The organism is Pontixanthobacter gangjinensis, assembly GCF_009827545.1.
In the GTDB taxonomy this organism is placed as follows: domain Bacteria; phylum Pseudomonadota; class Alphaproteobacteria; order Sphingomonadales; family Sphingomonadaceae; genus Pontixanthobacter; species Pontixanthobacter gangjinensis.
In genome coordinates, this window is record NZ_WTYS01000001.1 from 41,355 (window position 1) to 55,549 (window position 14,195).

The 14,195-nt window shown below is 53.3% G+C and carries 16 protein-coding genes, 1 tRNA gene and 1 pseudogene; 8 read left to right on the forward strand and 10 right to left on the reverse strand.

Annotated elements, in window-relative coordinates:
• Window positions 1–2 precede the first annotated feature (2 nt).
• The 3 genes and pseudogenes from GRI36_RS00185 to GRI36_RS00195 all read left to right on the forward strand — a co-directional run bounded on the left by GRI36_RS00185 (window position 3) and on the right by GRI36_RS00195 (window position 1,960).
• A complete protein-coding gene (locus GRI36_RS00185) occupies window positions 3–575 on the forward strand; it encodes a hypothetical protein (protein WP_160596631.1) in 573 nt (190 codons plus the stop codon).
• 60 nt (window positions 576–635) lie between these two features.
• Window positions 636–830: pseudogene (locus tag GRI36_RS14055) on the forward strand (helix-turn-helix domain-containing protein); the annotation flags it as partial.
• The gene (locus GRI36_RS00195) at window positions 830–1,960 is read left to right on the forward strand and encodes a reverse transcriptase domain-containing protein (RefSeq protein WP_160596633.1); all 1,131 of its coding nucleotides are present in this window, start codon (window positions 830–832) and stop codon (window positions 1,958–1,960) included. The pseudogene GRI36_RS14055 and the gene GRI36_RS00195, both read left to right, overlap by 1 nt.
• A gap of 176 nt (window positions 1,961–2,136) precedes the next feature.
• Here GRI36_RS00195 and GRI36_RS00200 read toward each other — a convergent pair whose 3' ends face one another.
• The 4 genes from GRI36_RS00200 to GRI36_RS00215 all read right to left on the reverse strand — a co-directional run bounded on the left by GRI36_RS00200 (window position 2,137) and on the right by GRI36_RS00215 (window position 6,662).
• On the reverse strand, window positions 2,137–2,748 hold the full coding sequence (locus GRI36_RS00200) for an HNH endonuclease family protein (RefSeq protein ID WP_160596634.1): 612 nt from the start codon (window positions 2,746–2,748) through the stop codon (window positions 2,137–2,139).
• Window positions 2,745–4,616, reverse strand: coding sequence for an AAA family ATPase (locus tag GRI36_RS00205; RefSeq protein WP_160596635.1), 1,872 nt, complete (start codon window positions 4,614–4,616; stop codon window positions 2,745–2,747). The genes GRI36_RS00200 and GRI36_RS00205 overlap by 4 nt, the downstream gene beginning before the upstream one ends.
• 30 nt (window positions 4,617–4,646) lie before the next feature.
• Entirely contained in the window at window positions 4,647–5,651 is a 1,005-nt protein-coding gene (locus GRI36_RS00210; RefSeq protein ID WP_202392071.1) for a DNA-methyltransferase, read from the reverse strand.
• A 222-nt stretch (window positions 5,652–5,873) separates the two neighbouring features.
• The gene (locus tag GRI36_RS00215) at window positions 5,874–6,662 is read right to left on the reverse strand and encodes a hypothetical protein (protein WP_160596636.1); all 789 of its coding nucleotides are present in this window, start codon (window positions 6,660–6,662) and stop codon (window positions 5,874–5,876) included.
• A 436-nt stretch (window positions 6,663–7,098) separates the two neighbouring features.
• Between GRI36_RS00215 and GRI36_RS00220 the strand changes: the two genes are divergently transcribed.
• Both GRI36_RS00220 and GRI36_RS00225 read left to right on the forward strand, forming a co-directional pair.
• Window positions 7,099–7,662: a recombinase family protein gene (locus tag GRI36_RS00220; protein WP_160596637.1), complete on the forward strand. Its 564-nt coding sequence runs from the start codon at window positions 7,099–7,101 to the stop codon at window positions 7,660–7,662.
• Window positions 7,659–7,853: a hypothetical protein gene (locus tag GRI36_RS00225; protein WP_160596638.1), complete on the forward strand. Its 195-nt coding sequence runs from the start codon at window positions 7,659–7,661 to the stop codon at window positions 7,851–7,853. The genes GRI36_RS00220 and GRI36_RS00225 overlap by 4 nt, the downstream gene beginning before the upstream one ends.
• A 438-nt stretch (window positions 7,854–8,291) precedes the next feature.
• On the opposite strand, the gene GRI36_RS00230 is transcribed toward GRI36_RS00225, so the two are convergent.
• Entirely contained in the window at window positions 8,292–8,522 is a 231-nt protein-coding gene (locus GRI36_RS00230; RefSeq protein ID WP_160596639.1) for a helix-turn-helix domain-containing protein, read from the reverse strand.
• A gap of 126 nt (window positions 8,523–8,648) precedes the next feature.
• Between GRI36_RS00230 and GRI36_RS00235 the strand changes: the two genes are divergently transcribed.
• Entirely contained in the window at window positions 8,649–9,278 is a 630-nt protein-coding gene (locus tag GRI36_RS00235) for a hypothetical protein (RefSeq protein ID WP_160596640.1), read from the forward strand.
• Between the two features lie 71 nt (window positions 9,279–9,349).
• On the opposite strand, the gene GRI36_RS00240 is transcribed toward GRI36_RS00235, so the two are convergent.
• The 5 genes from GRI36_RS00240 to GRI36_RS00260 form a co-directional block, all read right to left on the reverse strand.
• Window positions 9,350–9,425: transfer RNA gene (locus GRI36_RS00240), tRNA-Lys, on the reverse strand.
• Between the two features lie 215 nt (window positions 9,426–9,640).
• Window positions 9,641–10,273 (reverse strand): hypothetical protein, encoded by a 633-nt coding sequence (locus tag GRI36_RS00245; RefSeq protein ID WP_160596641.1) that lies wholly within the window; start codon window positions 10,271–10,273, stop codon window positions 9,641–9,643.
• Between the two features lie 112 nt (window positions 10,274–10,385).
• Window positions 10,386–10,874 carry a 2-amino-4-hydroxy-6-hydroxymethyldihydropteridine diphosphokinase gene (folK, locus tag GRI36_RS00250; RefSeq protein WP_160596642.1) on the reverse strand — a complete coding sequence of 163 codons (489 nt, stop codon included), beginning with the start codon at window positions 10,872–10,874 and terminating at the stop codon, window positions 10,386–10,388.
• A complete protein-coding gene (gene aguB / locus GRI36_RS00255) occupies window positions 10,874–11,737 on the reverse strand; it encodes an N-carbamoylputrescine amidase (protein WP_160596643.1) in 864 nt (287 codons plus the stop codon). The genes folK and aguB overlap by 1 nt, the downstream gene beginning before the upstream one ends.
• 16 nt (window positions 11,738–11,753) lie before the next feature.
• Entirely contained in the window at window positions 11,754–12,662 is a 909-nt protein-coding gene (locus tag GRI36_RS00260; RefSeq protein ID WP_160596644.1) for a class I SAM-dependent methyltransferase, read from the reverse strand.
• Between the two features lie 115 nt (window positions 12,663–12,777).
• Here GRI36_RS00260 and msrA point away from each other — a divergent pair, with 115 nt between their 5' ends.
• Window positions 12,778–13,314 carry a peptide-methionine (S)-S-oxide reductase MsrA gene (msrA, locus tag GRI36_RS00265; protein ID WP_160596645.1) on the forward strand — a complete coding sequence of 179 codons (537 nt, stop codon included), beginning with the start codon at window positions 12,778–12,780 and terminating at the stop codon, window positions 13,312–13,314.
• A 36-nt stretch (window positions 13,315–13,350) separates the two neighbouring features.
• On the forward strand, window positions 13,351–14,193 hold the full coding sequence (locus GRI36_RS00270; protein ID WP_160596646.1) for a hypothetical protein: 843 nt from the start codon (window positions 13,351–13,353) through the stop codon (window positions 14,191–14,193).
• Window positions 14,194–14,195 lie beyond the last annotated feature (2 nt).

The window sequence follows — 14,195 nt, forward strand, 5'->3', positions numbered from 1 at the left end:
AATTGGGAACGGTTGCAATCCGTGACGCGAGAGAACTGTTTGAGAGATCAAAGGCTGATGGAGACCCCGATTTTCGCTACCCGGCACTGGTGATTGGCGAAAACCCCCTTGTTCCGCCTAAATGGGCTATTGAGGCATGCATTGAAGAACGGAGAAGGACAGAACGAATTGCGGCTTCCAGATCAGCGGACAGACACGGTCGGATTTTGGATGAAATGGCTGTCGTGCTAGTTGAACATGTTACAACGCACTCAAAAGCAAATGGCAAAGCCAGAAGAACCGCAACCGTTATCAAACCCATATCTCTTCGTTCCTTGGCCTGGACAGCAGTCAAACGACTGCGTGAAATTGACCATAACACAAGCGATGAGACCTTGAGGCGGGTGCTTGAAGCATGGAAAAATGAACAGAAATCCGTTGGTGATCAATCCAAAGTGTTCGCTGGCCATAAATTGACCCCTCGCATTTCGCGCGCAGAAACCGAATTGTTCGGTGAAGAGTTCGGGACTTCAAAAGACCCCGCAGCCGATGCCTACTGGCATTACCGCAAGACGATCATGAATGTCGCTTTTTGACCCAATATCGACATAGATTAGACCTTCACAGGCGCCCAATGTCTCTCTGAACGGAGAGCAAAAATGCTAATCAACGAACAATCCAATTTACTCACGGTATCAAACGCGGCCGATATTCTGCGCGTCTCGCGTAGAACTCTCTCCCGCTGGGCACGCCTTCGCAAAGGTCCGCCTCGGATCAAGGTCGGCCGGACCATCTATTACCGTCGGGAAGCTATCGACAAATGGCTCTTGTCTCTTGAGGAAACGGCGTAATGGCCTCCCTATCAGGACAGCGGCGATACAAACGGGAGTTGCTTGCTAGGGTTGCAAGCCATAGCCAGGGCAGAGGTTCGAGTGTAACCGATCCTTTGCTACAATGTGAAATACGCCGCTATCTTTTATCCCATGCAGTCCAATCGGCCACACTCCACTACAATTGGGCAAAAAAGCTGAATGAAATAGAGGCTTCCAAATTGTGGGCGCAGCGGCAAAGAAGCCCTATTGTTCCGTCCGACTTCCGGCGCATTCAGCCTGTGCAGATTAGCTGGCGACCAAAAAAGAGAAGCACCAGCGGTCATCGGAAAATCTGCTCGCTGCCATCATCCTTAAAAATGTTCCATTCTCTCGCGAACGATCTGATCCGGGCACAGCACCAGCCGCGCGCCCACATTGGCGACTGGAAAGGGCGAGGTCGTGACTATCAAGTGAAAACTATCGCGAGTGCAATCACGGCCACTTCGCAATGGGTCGTTGTCGCTGACGTCAATCGCGCATTTCAGAATGTGAACGCCAATGCGCTATACCAACTTCCGTATCTCCCCGAAGCATTGACCCGTAGGGCTATCGACCATCGGTCACATCGTTTCGATCAATGGAGTGGAAGCAATCCTGCTTGGGACACCAGTAGCCCCTTGCATGATGAACTCAAAGTCGCCCCGTCCGGTATATTGGAGGGCTCCCCTGCGTCGAACGCGATTTTCTCGGTGCTACTAGATGATCTTCCGGATCACTTAGACGAAACTATAAAGTGCTTCGTCTACTGTGACAATATTATCTTGATAGCTTCGAGCGAAGCGCATGCCCGCGAGGGGGCGAACGCTCTGGTCCGGTATTTTGCCGACCACCGGGCGGGGCCATTTGAGGTTACGAGCAATTGCCGCCCTGTCTGGGCGGGGTTTGACCATCTAGGGTATTTGATCTCCCATCAATGGAACGGTGAAACGATCATCAATCTTCCGCATCGTAGTTGGGAGAAATTGCATAAGCGACTTTCTAACCCCGACCAGTCAGAAGACGACGTAAAGAGATGGTTTAGGGCGTCGTTTGGAGCCATCACAAACGATCTCCGAAGCGGCTGGGAATGCCTGATCGACGATAATATTTCTCGGGAGAGAAAGTGCTGACATGAGGATAGCGGCACCTATCCCAGACATGTCGGAAGCACGCAAACCTGGGCTTTTAGTGTAAGTTGCGAGTAAGCTGGTCCTAATCAAATTAGTAGCTTACCATCTGACGGCAAACTCGAATTGCAACAGGTTGCAAAATTGCCAATTCCCAAGAGATCGTGCCGCTAGGCTCTTCACATCCGGAACAGTCCTCGGAGGTCGTCAGGCTCTAACCCTTGCCGCTCTACTTCCTTAGCTAAGAAAGGATAACGCCGATGGAGAAAGCCCAAAGTCACGTCTCCGGAAGCATACTCCATCAAAATATTGCATCGGTCTTGCGCGTAATGGTCGTCGTCGTTCAAACGTAAGGAATTAATCGTAGCGTTGATCCGAACCCGAGTTTCTCTAGGCAGCGCAGCGTTTGCTCGCATTAGACACTCTGGGATGTCCAAATGAAACCAATCATCTTCAATTTCAAACGGATCAAGAACCTCGGCTTTGCTGCCTTTCGCGCTATTGACCCGCCCACTCGCCAGTCGAAAATTGCTCCACTCGTATGCTAACTGGGGAAAGGCCGACTTTGGTCTAAAGTGATCCACCGAACCCTGCTGTGGAAGGTAGACTGCTGTGTATGCGCATATCCCAGAATAAGCCGCATGCAGTTCTGGCGCTGCTCTACTCCAATAATTTTTCTTGCGATACTGCGCCGACGACGGATTGGGGCAATTCGCCAAGAATGTGGCTCCCGGTTGCCGAACTTGTGCGTCGAAATCGGGATATTCGGGCTTGTGCGCAATGCGGATCATACGTCCACCCCATTCTTTTCGGCAAAAAACAACCAGCGTGGCCAGAACTTATCGTCCGATGCGAGATTAGTCTTGAGCCGTTCAGTGACCTCCCTCACCGATTGCTGATCGGGACTATCTTGCAGTTGCAAGTCCTTCGCGGCTTCGATTGCCTTCTCCGCTTCGCGTGATCTTGCGTGTTTCAACCCGAACAATGGCGATGTTAGCCAACCACTTGCGTCGCCGTATTTGACGAAGCGGGTCTCCTCCAGCTTAACCGAGGGGCCATCCCCATAGAGGTGATAAAGCAGATCAGTAGTTTCATCGAACTCCGCCTCCATCGACGCAAGGATCATGGGTGAGTGGGTCGCAGCAATAACTTGCAAAGCCAGATCGCTACTTAATAAGTCCGACGTGCTCAAAAGGGCAGGTAGAACGATCCGCTGCCACTTAGGGTGCAGATGCGCTTCGAGTTCATCGACGATCACCAGCATACGACGGAGCGGCTCGCGACCCAGGCGCTTCGAGGCTAACTCATGCTCCTGCCAAGACCAGATTATTAGGTAGGCAAGCAGAAGCACCCTTTGAACACCGGACGACGCTTGGGTTACTGGGATTGTGCCGTAGCGGTGTTCGATAGTTGGTATCTCACGTGGATCGCCCGGAAGTCGAATTGGGTGTCCGGGGCAAAGTGTCCCAAGGTCTTCCGGAGACAAGCGTTTCAGAACGCTTGAGAACAGATCGAAGGTCTTTTGATCGTTCGCGGATTGCCACTTGACCCAGTCCCGGATTAGCCCCTCGATCATTCCGGGTTTGCCGTTCCAGACTTCGTGCGCGGTGAGGAACCCTCCACCTGCGCCCGGACGATCAAAAGCCGAACGCGCTGGGTCGGCCACCGCGAAAGAGCCGTCAGCCCGCGAAAAGACCGCCAGCGCATCAATCGTCATCGCACCATTGGGTCGATCCCAATCTTGGTTTGTAGGGTTCCAAGCAGCTTGAAACGAAGAAACCGCATCGCCCCGACCGCTTAGTGAATAGCTTACGGATGGCGTGAGGTCCGCACGGTCAGGAGGAGGCAAAAATGGCTTTTCCACCCAAGAACCTGTTGCTGCCCACCAAGTGAAGTCGAGCAAGAACGACTTGCCCAGTCCGTTGTCTCCGGTGATGATCGTAAGCCGAGGCCCGTAGTCAAGTTTGAGCGTAGCTGCCGGACCTGCATTAGTGAGATTGAGAGAAACAACTGTTCGCCCCCCTTCCAACTCCGCATCTGGCGGTGACGGTAGCTTCCGTGCGACGGCTGTCATCTCCAAAGGTTCGGAAGAAATTGCCTTATCAAAGGCCAGTTCTTGATCCATTGCTCGGCGACAAAATATCCGCGATCTTTCCTCGTCAGAAATCGTAAACTTGGCGGTAAAAACATCCACAAGGTCATCGTAGGACCTGACATGGTCCAAGCGTTCGCCTTTGAGGAGCCAAATAGCTAACGCGTCGGCAGGCACCGTCGCAGCCAACTGGCGCTCGTTTAGTATCCGCGTGATCACATCAAGATAGTCTTCGGCAAAGCCCCAACTTCGGGTGTTGCGCGGATGTATGAATGCATCACCAAAAGTCTGCGTATTGACCGTTTGTAGGCCACTTGACGGGTATTTTTCGACAACCCACCATGCCGCACTGCCCTTAAAGGGCTGAAAATAACGCGCACTTCGCCGATCGATGCGGTGATGCCGATCCATATGCTCGCGAGTTATCGCGTCGAGGCTGACTTGGTCGGTCGAGCCAATGCTAAGCTGCTTGGCCTTGCAAGCGACAAACGTAATTCCAAGAAACGGATGAACGCTCGCACGTAGGCAATGGATTGCCCTGACCACGGCTTCCGAACTAATATACAATTGCCGCCCCCCTCATGCCCATTATGACGATCAGTCTTCTTCGCCTTCGTCTTCCGCAATTCGCTCGATCTGCTCAACCATAGCTTCGCAATATTCGCGCTTGGCGTCGATCCCTATTGATCTAAAACCATGCTTGCGGGCAAAGGCCAAGGATGTCCCGCTCCCGGCGAACGGGTCAAGGACCACCCCTCGTGGCGGCGTGGTGGTCAGGATCGGTATTCGGACTAATTCCTCGGAGAAACGGGCCTTGTGTCGGCTGCTCTGTCCTCGAACTGTGGCGATTTCCCAAGTGTCTCGTGGCGGTAACATCGTTCCGCTATCGGTCACTTTTCCAACCGAGTTCTTGTCGAAATAATACCATCGTTCTTTGGCGAAGTGAAAAACATACTCGTGCGACATCGAGCATCGGTCTCGAACCTGATCTGGGATAGGATTTGGTTTGACCCAGACATTGTCATTCCGCACTAGCCAGCCGCGTTCCTGCAACTCAATTGCAAAGCGGTGGGGGATCAAGAGTAGTTGCTTCGGCACACACCAAAGTCCGTCCCCTTTCTTGTCTTGCGGTCGAATGCCGAACCTTCGGGCAGATTGCTTTGCCTCTTTGCTACGGTGCGCGCCTTTGCCGCTCCAGTAGGTATCACCGATGTTTACCCAGAGGCTTCCATTGTCGATCAGAACATCAGAGGTAGCATCGAACACATCTGCAAGTTTTGAAATGAACTCCGATGGATGCTCTTCCAGACCAATCTGCCGCTCGACGCCGTAATCACGCTGCCCGTAAAATGGAGGTGAGGTGATAACGCAGTTCACCAAAATGTTGGATTTGGATAGCAATTCCAAGCCATCCCGAACATCCATGTTTAGGATGATTGTGGTGTCATCAGCATAGAATGCAGCTTCTTGTAGCGCGCTTGCTGTAAATACTTCTTCCGAAATCACTTTCGGATGCATAGCTGCATTAGCTTTTGTGGACGGTCCTGTAGCCTCCGGTATGCTATCTACCAAGTGAAGGTTAGGCGTTGCTGATGCGGCCACGACCGACACTCCTATCTGTTTGGTCGTGGCTTAGTGGCGTGCGGACGCCACGTAAAGCGACCATGCCTCGGTTCCAAGGTATAAGCGGCTCTCGCACGGCCTTCCCCGTGTTAGAAAATTTAATGTGATCGTAAACCATCTCACAGAAGTTCGATCCGTGTTTTTGAACACATTCTCAATAGGGTTTTAAACCCGTGACAACATCTAGACTACACATTTGCCTCAACGAAGCGCGTTCCATTCCGCTCGAAGATCAACCGTTGCTGCTCGATGCAAAAGGAACCTATTTACAGCTTGCAGCAAGCCCTTCTCGGCCTCGTCAAGCAACATCGGTCGTTTTGGCGGTGGATCCTTAGATCCGCCATGGCGTGCAAATGGACCAAGATATGCAGGGTTGTTAGCTGTATTGGTGAAGTCTTTGAGGCGAGAGCCTGACCAACCCGCCTCGTCCGCAATTTTTTTATCGTCCCAGCCAGCATCTTTCATCCAATCGCGAAAGGCATAAAGCGACTGGTAAGTAATTCCATTCACACCAACATATTTCAGTATCGCAAATGCCACCTCGTCATATCTGGCTAGAAAGATATTTCGGGTAAGGGGGTCGTCGAGTTTGCTCTGGTCGAGGCCGTGATGTGTTTTCAGATGCTTAGGAGAAAACGGGTTGATGGTTACGTTGCCGGGGTATGGAAGGTCGCAGACAATTTCTTGGTCTTGAACATTTTCAGCGCTAGGATTGACCAACTCAAGTGGGTAATAATTACGGCCCGAAGCCAGATACATAGCACCGTCGAACATTGCCTTCATCGCCGTCATCTTGTCGAGAAACTCCTGCGGTGTAGAGGCCTCGTCGAAGTGTCGCGATGTCCAAGCATACCAAGCTGGGATGGTTTCGCTCTCTTCGCCCCACATCACGATGTCAGGGCTAAGCAAGTTTTGCGCGAAATTTTCCATCCATGATCGGTTAGGATGGGTCCACATATAGAACCTTGGTGCGGAGTTCAGTCCATTCATCTACTTTCTCCTTATTATCATGCGACGTCACTGCTTTGTTCTTTAGCGCCGTATGATTGTTACAATAAAGGGTATAGGCATAAGAGCCGAAACGAACTGAACAGAAAGACCGAGTAATGGGCACGAAAAGCGCATGGACGCCTGAAAGGCGAGCGCGTCAGCGGGCGATCATTCAGCAGACAAAGCCTTGGAGACATTCAACTGGACCTTCGACACCGCAGGGTAAGTTGAGATCAAGTCAGAATGCTAGAATGTCCGACGACATTGCCGCAGCTAAAGTCATTCGAGAAGAACTGATGGCGGGGTTTCTTGCTCTGCATGATCGAGAGCGGCGACCTCGACAATCTTGTTTTACAACGCTGAAACTCCCGTCTTTACCCTAGACCACACCGCACACTCTCCTAGTCTAAATCTTATAGATTAGAAGGAGTTAAGAGTGAAAGTGGGTTACGCCAGAACAAGCACGTTTGACCAGATTGCGGGGTTGGAAGCACAAATCACACTGCTTTCAGCTGTGAACTGTGAGCGCCTTTTCACCGAGCAAGTTTCGTCAGTCGGTGAACGGGAGCAATTTCAGATAGCATTGGATTTTGTCCGCGATGGTGACGCGCTTGTAGTGACACGGCTCGACAGGCTCGCCCGCTCTACTTCCGACCTTCTTGGAATTTTGGATCGCCTTGAAGCCAAAGGCGTCGCGTTGCGCATACTCGATTTCGGCGGGACCGAGATGGATACCAAATCACCCACTGGTAAACTGATGCTCACAATGTTCGGTGCACTCGCGCAATTTGAGCGTGAATTGATGCTGGTTCGCCAACGCGAGGGTATCGAGCGCGCCAAACGTGAAGGGAAATATAAAGGCAGGGCACCAACAGCCCGTCGCAGGCTCCCAGAGATGCGCCTATTGTCCGAGGAGGGCCTTACTCCTCCAGAGATTGCCAACCGCCTGAATTGCAGCCGAGCGTCCGTATACCGCCTATTGAAGGAGGATGCCTCGTGATCGAGCCAGCCGAACTGTTTGCGCGGATCACAGGTCAGCTTGAAGACCTTCATGGTATCGCCGTTGAAGGGCAGCGGGCGAACCTCTCGCCGGATGAAAACTGTGTTTATGCCGATCAAATTAGCAACGGGTTGCAAAATATTGGTGAGGTCGTCCGTATCCTGTGCTTGGAAAATGGATCGAACTCATGATCTGGGGCGCGGACGTGCCCGCCGACGTTGTAATCGAGAGAAAGGTCGATCAGGCAATCGCTGATGGCCATAGATTGCCGAGATGGGGCTGGTCTATCCCGCGCCCTTACAACGGCTCTACTGGCCCTGAACGGATCGCTGGGTGGCAGAAAACTATCGTGGCACAGAGCCTAGGGTTATTACCGCCGTTGACGGTTTGCACGGCCTGTGAGGTTCGCAAGGCAGAACAACGTCACAATGAAATTTATGCGCGTAGCTTGGCCGCTATGCCTGTGTGCCGATCCTGTCATGCCCGTATCCATCGGCGGTATGGATCACCGGACACATGGCACGCATTTTTGCTTGAGAGCATTCCGGCAACGTCGTGGCTTCGCGGGTTAGCCATGCAACCGATCAGCCGCACGGATGCTTTTAGGCTGGCCGAGCAACCGGACTTGCTTAAAGCTGTGGCGGCTTACTCGGCGGCTCTTCGAGCAGATCAGTTGCCGTGATGCCGAGGTTGCCAGCAATCCGCTCAATGACATCAATTGTCGGACTGCGCTTCGAGTGCTCCAGATGATTGATGTAGGTCCGGTGCACATCGACGAGTGCAGCGAAATCGTCCTGCGACATCTCGCGCTCACGCCGTATTCGCTTGAGGTTTGCAGCTAGGTTATCGCGCAGCTTCATCCTGCATGATGGACCACACCATCAAAATCCAGTCACCAGACGATGATCTACAAAGTTCTTGCGTAGGCGAACTCACTCTTTAGTGTTCGCTCTAATTTCTGGCATTCACAAATGGGAGAACCTCGAATGCAAATTGTCTCTATGATCTTCTTGATCATTTTCTTTGCCGCGTTTGCCGGAGTGATCAAACCCTACATTGGAAATCTGACGCGTTGGCAGTTTGCCGTTGCCGCTTTTGTGTCTGCGATGATTTGTGGGGCTACCTCGCCGACGCCAAACGAAGCAAGCCGACTTACATCAGGGGCAGAGAGCGAAGCGGCGGAACAAGAACCGCAAACCAATAGCAGTGAAGAAATTGTCAGCGCGAAGCGGCCAGAGAAACCAGAGCCAGCGGCAAGGCCTACAGAAACGGCAAAAGAGGAGGGGGCGAAAAGCAAGGGTGCTTCGGCTCCCAAGAGATCAACACAACACAATATCGTCATCATGTCGAGGGACGGGGTGAGAGCCAGATTGAAGGACCCTGATAGCGCAGACTTCCGAAATGTCGGCTACTATTCGGGCGGTTCCGAGGGTGCGGCTGTCTGCGGCGAGGTGAACGCAAAGAACGGTTTTGGTGGGTTTGGTGGATTTGAACGTTTTGTTGCGATGGGCCCGAAGGTGGCGTTTCTAGAAAGCGATGTTGAAGCGAGTGAGTTCGCTATTGCTTGGAAAGGTCTCTGCGTGAAAGCAGATACTGACGAAGTGAATATACCGTAGCCAACCGGACATACGGCGGACATGACTTTTCAGAATGGCTTGAAAGTTCTTCCAAATCGGGAAGAAACAGGTGGTGAGCCCTGCTGGGTTCGAACCAGCGACCTACTGATTAAAAGTCAGTTGCTCTACCGACTGAGCTAAGGGCCCCCAAAATTGAGGAATGTGCTTTGCTGCACCACCGGAGGCGTCACCTAGGGATGGGGCGCGGCTTGGTCAAGCGGGCATTGAGCTGTTTGAGCGATAAAGATGAAATTGGGTCGCGCTAGTTGCCCAATACCGCGCAGAATGCTGCCAAACCACCCATGATATTAAGGCAGAGTGCGGCGACCGGAACGTTCGCTACTCCCCGGTCACCGCCTCCATCAGGCCTTCTCAACCTCTTCGGCATTCAAAGCCTTGCGCCGCAGTGCTGCTGCTGCATCGGTGGTATATATCTGTTGAAGATGTTCATACATTGTAGCCCGCGCCGCGCTCGCACGTACAGCGGCCGGCTCCCCCAAGCGGCTTTGGTTATTTTGCAGCAAATTATTGATGATATCGAGCAGGATATCGATGATCTTCCCAAGAAATCCGCCAATCGGAAATTTTTGGAGTACAATCTTCAAGATTTTCTTGATCGGTTCAAGGATGTCAACGATACCGCCCAGCAGCCCGCCCAGAAAATTGGAAGACCGTGCTGCGGCTTGCGGCGCAACAAATTCTGCTGCCGACTTTGCCAGCATGGGAAGAGCGGTTGCCTCGGCATATTCATCGAGCTGAACGGCAAGTTCGCTAGCTTCTTCCGTATCGTAGAAGGTTACGAGCCGGTTATTTAGCTGGACAGACTGCTCGATCAAGGCCCGCCCGAGAATATCTACAATTGGGACATCATCAACGCGGCCATCGACACGTGCTGCGCTAAGAGTTGCCTCGTGATATCCATTAAAGAAGCCAGCAAGATCGGCCAGTGCCTCGGCGAAAGGTCCGTTTCTGCTGGATTTTACTAATTCGGTCATTCCAAGTCTCCAATTTTAACTTTCCGAAAGAACGGGCAATTTCCCGCTCGTCATTTGTTAATTGGAGTGCATGAGTTCTCGCGTGACGTTCGTCACGCATTGGGCCTGCAATTCAACTTTTCTTGTTTAGCCGTGCCCGCAGATGTCGCAATTTCAGGCCAGTCAGCGGATCGCGCCAATCGCCCGCAATGCAGGAGGCAGGGCCAAGCACGAAGTCCCTTTCCCGAAAAAGGTGATGCGGGATCAACAGCCCGCTCGATGCCCAGATTCCCCCGCTCCACATGATGATATCAAGATCGAGTACCCGCGCCCGCCAGCGTCCTCCGCGGCGTATGCCGAATTGACGCTCTATCTGCTTGAGAGAGGCAAGCAATTCCACTGGGCCGATTTCACTTTCGAGCAGCGCTGCTCCATTTGCATACTGACGGCGCGCGGGGCCAAGCGGCGCGCTTGTGATGAGCCGCGATGTTTTGTGTACGGATCCAAGCGGGGCAAGTGCATCAATCGCGGCGCGCAAGACCTTTTTTGGCGGCCCGTGCAAGGGGTGAGGAGTGTTAGAGCCGAGAGCAATCAGATAGGAATGGGTCAAGCTCGGACGCATCAAATATCGTCAACCAACCTGCCGTAAAGCTGCGGACGGCGGTCCCGGAAGAAGCCCATGCCGGCGCGGTGTTTGGCCGCCAGCGCGAGATCGAAAGTCGAAACCAAAACGCCATCCTCTTCAGCGCCGAATTCGCACACCAGATCGCCCCATTCGTTGGCGATGAAGCTGTGGCCGTAGAATGTCTGCCCCGATACGCCCGAGCCTTCGGTACCGATCCGGTTGGCCGCGACTACCGGCATACAATTTGAAACCGCGTGACCCTGCATTGCGCGCCGCCACATCCGGCTCGTATCCAAGTCATCATCGTAAGGCTCGGAACCAATGGCAGTGGGATAGAACAGCAATTCCGCACCCAATAGCGCCATCGCACGTGCGCATTCGGGATACCATTGGTCCCAGCAGATGCCGACGCCGATCCGCGTGCCAAACACGTCCCACACCTTGAACCCGTCATTGCCGGGCCGAAAATAGAACTTTTCTTCGTATCCGGGCCCGTCTGGGATGTGGCTTTTGCGGTAAGTGCCTAGAATTTCACCCGAGGCATCAACCATCGCAACCGTGTTGTAATAATGGTGGCCGTCACGTTCGAAGAAACTAACCGGAATTGCTACACCGAGTGACTTCGCAATTTTTCGCATGGCGATGACAGAGGGATGTTCGAGCGTTGGCCGCGCCAGCGCGAACAAAGCTTCGTCTTCCTCGCGGCAAAAATAGGGGCCTGAGAACAGTTCTGGCGGCAATATTACTTGCGCGCCCTGACCCGCTGCCTTCTCGACCAATTGCACAACGGCATCGATATTCTCTACCTCATCATCAGAGGCGAGCGGGAGTTGCAGGGCGGCGACAGTGATTGAAGTCATATCGCCGCCCTTAAACTCAGTCAGCTTTTTTGAAAAGCAGTGTCATGCGGTCACTCTCGCCGACCGCCTCGTATTTTGCCCGGTCTTCATCGCCATAACGCAGCACTGGCGGGAGCGTCCAAACGCCGCCTTCCCAATCAGCCGGGTCATTCGGATTGGCGTTAATCTCCGACGTATCGACCAGCTTGAAACCATTAATTTCAAACAGCTTGATGACATCAGCCTGCTTCAAATAGCCTCGCGATCCTTTGGTCATATCGTAGGATTGGTCTGCCTTGGCACGGTGCTGGACCACGCCGACCATGCCATCTTCGGCCAGCATAGCGCGGATATTGCGCAATTCGGAGTCCGCACGGTTTCCGTTAAGCAGACCGTGGATTGAGCGGAAAATCAACGCGCGGTCGATAGTACCAGCAACATCTTCTGAAACCTCATCGCTTTCAAACGCCATAATCTTTGCCGCATCAATGCCTGACCATTCCGCCGCGGCCACTGGGAAACGCTGGGGCCAGCTGCGCGTGCGCTCTTCAGCTTCCGGGTTTGGGTAGCTTCGTGCATCGCTATCACCGTCGATTGCGATATATTGGCCAGCGTCCGCCAGATAGGGTGCCAGCACGCGGGTGTACCAACCGCCACCCGGTCCATATTCCACTACCGTCTGATCAGGTTCGACCTGAAAGAATTCGAGCGTTTCAGCCGGGTTGCGATATTTATCGCGAGCACTGTCGTCTGCGCGTGCTTCATTTGCCAGCACCATCATCAAAGCGTGCTTGGATGGACTATGGGCCGAATGGTCCATTTTGCTGTGGTCCATCTTGGAATGGTCCATCTTGGAATGATCGGCTGTGCCATGATGGTCGGCCAACGCCGGTCCGCTCAGACCAAGTGTCGCCGCGACGGCTGCAGCTGCAAAAATCGAACGCATAATTACTCTCCGAAAAACTGATTAATCCCCGTGGTACGCATATTAGTCTCAGGCGCACCGATGACAAGTGAACGACCCATACCTATGTCCGGTTCCAAGCATAGGAGATTTTTGAATGGCAGATACGCAGCAGGCAATCATCGCAGGCGGGTGCTTTTGGTGCACAGAAGCGGTGTTCCGCGACGTAATCGGTGTGAGCGAAGTCGAGAGCGGCTATATTGGCGGCTCTGTCGAAAACCCGACATACAAGCAAGTGTGCACCGGCACGACCGGCCATGCAGAAGGCATTCGCGTGACATTCGACACCGATGTGATTTCTCTGGCGGAAATTTTCGATGTGTTTCTCGGCACGCATGATCCAACCCAGCTGAACCGCCAAGGCGGCGATGTCGGCACCCAATATCGCAGCGCGATTTTTCCGCTGGACGACGCCCAACGCGCGGAGGCCGAGGCCGCGATTGGCCGCTGGAACGACAGCAACAGCGGCACTGCGGTTACAACAGTCGAGCCGCTCGGCCCATGGTATCCGGCGGAGGACTACCATCAGGAATATTGGGAAGGCGAAGGCAAGAGCAATCCCTATTGCCTAGCCGTAATTCCGCCGAAGATCATGAAACTGCGCAAGAGCTTTCAGGACAAGGTCAAGGGGTGATTTGTAAGCTGACCCAGGATTTGCAATAGTCCGACAATGAACAGCGACCCTGACTTGCATTTCACCTCAGATCACATTTTGCATGATGGCGGCGTGGTTGAATTTCACTGTTCATCGGACACGCAGCAATGGCCTTGGCTTGTTTTGCCGCCGGACCATCCGATTGTGGTGCAGAACACCCAATATTGGACAAGCGTTGAATCTTCGCTGGCTCGCGGCACGATGGACGGGTCGAAATGGACCGCGTTGACATGGACCAAATGGACGTCCGGCGACCCGGGTGCTGGCAGGGATTTTGGCCCGATGGTTCGTGGCACTTCGCAGCCAATTGGCGATGATGAACGGCCACAGAACCGCATTTGCCTATATGATGCGCAAGATAATCTGGTGTGCGATATGCTCAGCTACGGGGTTGTCTTTCGCAATCGTGATTTCGAAGCATGGAGAGCAAAAGCCAAGGATGATTCAGCAGCCGAAACCAGCCTTGACCAATTTGAGTTTGCGCCAACTGCAGATGTTGGAAGCGAAGGCGTAGGTCCGTCGCTCATATCGCCTCTACACAATGATGGCAGGCGGCACGCAATGGGCTTGATTACAAAGGCCAACGCCTTCCCGCCAGGCCACCCCTTCATGAGCGGGTCCGGCGACCATGTAAATGCGACCCACTTATGCGAGGCAGGGCATCAATTCCTGCACCTGCTCGAAGGCGGCAAGCCGCTTCGGGTTACCGGCGGCGAAATGCGCTTTACCCGTTACGTTGAACTGGCGCGGCCTATTCGCATTGAAGAGACCGCACGCAACGAGAATGACGTTTCGATGGCGGTTACACAGGGTGGGAAACCCTGCACCACTATCACGCTACAGTTCGAACGCCGATAATC

Excerpts from the sequence above, each read along its gene's own strand:
- GRI36_RS00195 (WP_160596633.1), top strand. The coding sequence starts at position 830 with ATGGCCTCCCTATCAGGACAGCGGCGATACAAACGGGAGTTGCTTGCT.
- GRI36_RS00200 (WP_160596634.1), bottom strand. The coding sequence starts at position 2,748 with ATGATCCGCATTGCGCACAAGCCCGAATATCCCGATTTCGACGCACAA.
- GRI36_RS00215 (WP_160596636.1), bottom strand. The coding sequence starts at position 6,662 with ATGAATGGACTGAACTCCGCACCAAGGTTCTATATGTGGACCCATCCT.
- GRI36_RS00230 (WP_160596639.1), bottom strand. The coding sequence starts at position 8,522 with ATGAAGCTGCGCGATAACCTAGCTGCAAACCTCAAGCGAATACGGCGT.
- GRI36_RS00235 (WP_160596640.1), top strand. The coding sequence starts at position 8,649 with ATGCAAATTGTCTCTATGATCTTCTTGATCATTTTCTTTGCCGCGTTT.
- GRI36_RS00245 (WP_160596641.1), bottom strand. The coding sequence starts at position 10,273 with ATGACCGAATTAGTAAAATCCAGCAGAAACGGACCTTTCGCCGAGGCA.
- folK (WP_160596642.1), bottom strand. The coding sequence starts at position 10,874 with ATGCGTCCGAGCTTGACCCATTCCTATCTGATTGCTCTCGGCTCTAAC.
- aguB (WP_160596643.1), bottom strand. The coding sequence starts at position 11,737 with ATGACTTCAATCACTGTCGCCGCCCTGCAACTCCCGCTCGCCTCTGAT.
- GRI36_RS00260 (WP_160596644.1), bottom strand. The coding sequence starts at position 12,662 with ATGCGTTCGATTTTTGCAGCTGCAGCCGTCGCGGCGACACTTGGTCTG.
- msrA (WP_160596645.1), top strand. The coding sequence starts at position 12,778 with ATGGCAGATACGCAGCAGGCAATCATCGCAGGCGGGTGCTTTTGGTGC.
- GRI36_RS00270 (WP_160596646.1), top strand. The coding sequence starts at position 13,351 with ATGAACAGCGACCCTGACTTGCATTTCACCTCAGATCACATTTTGCAT.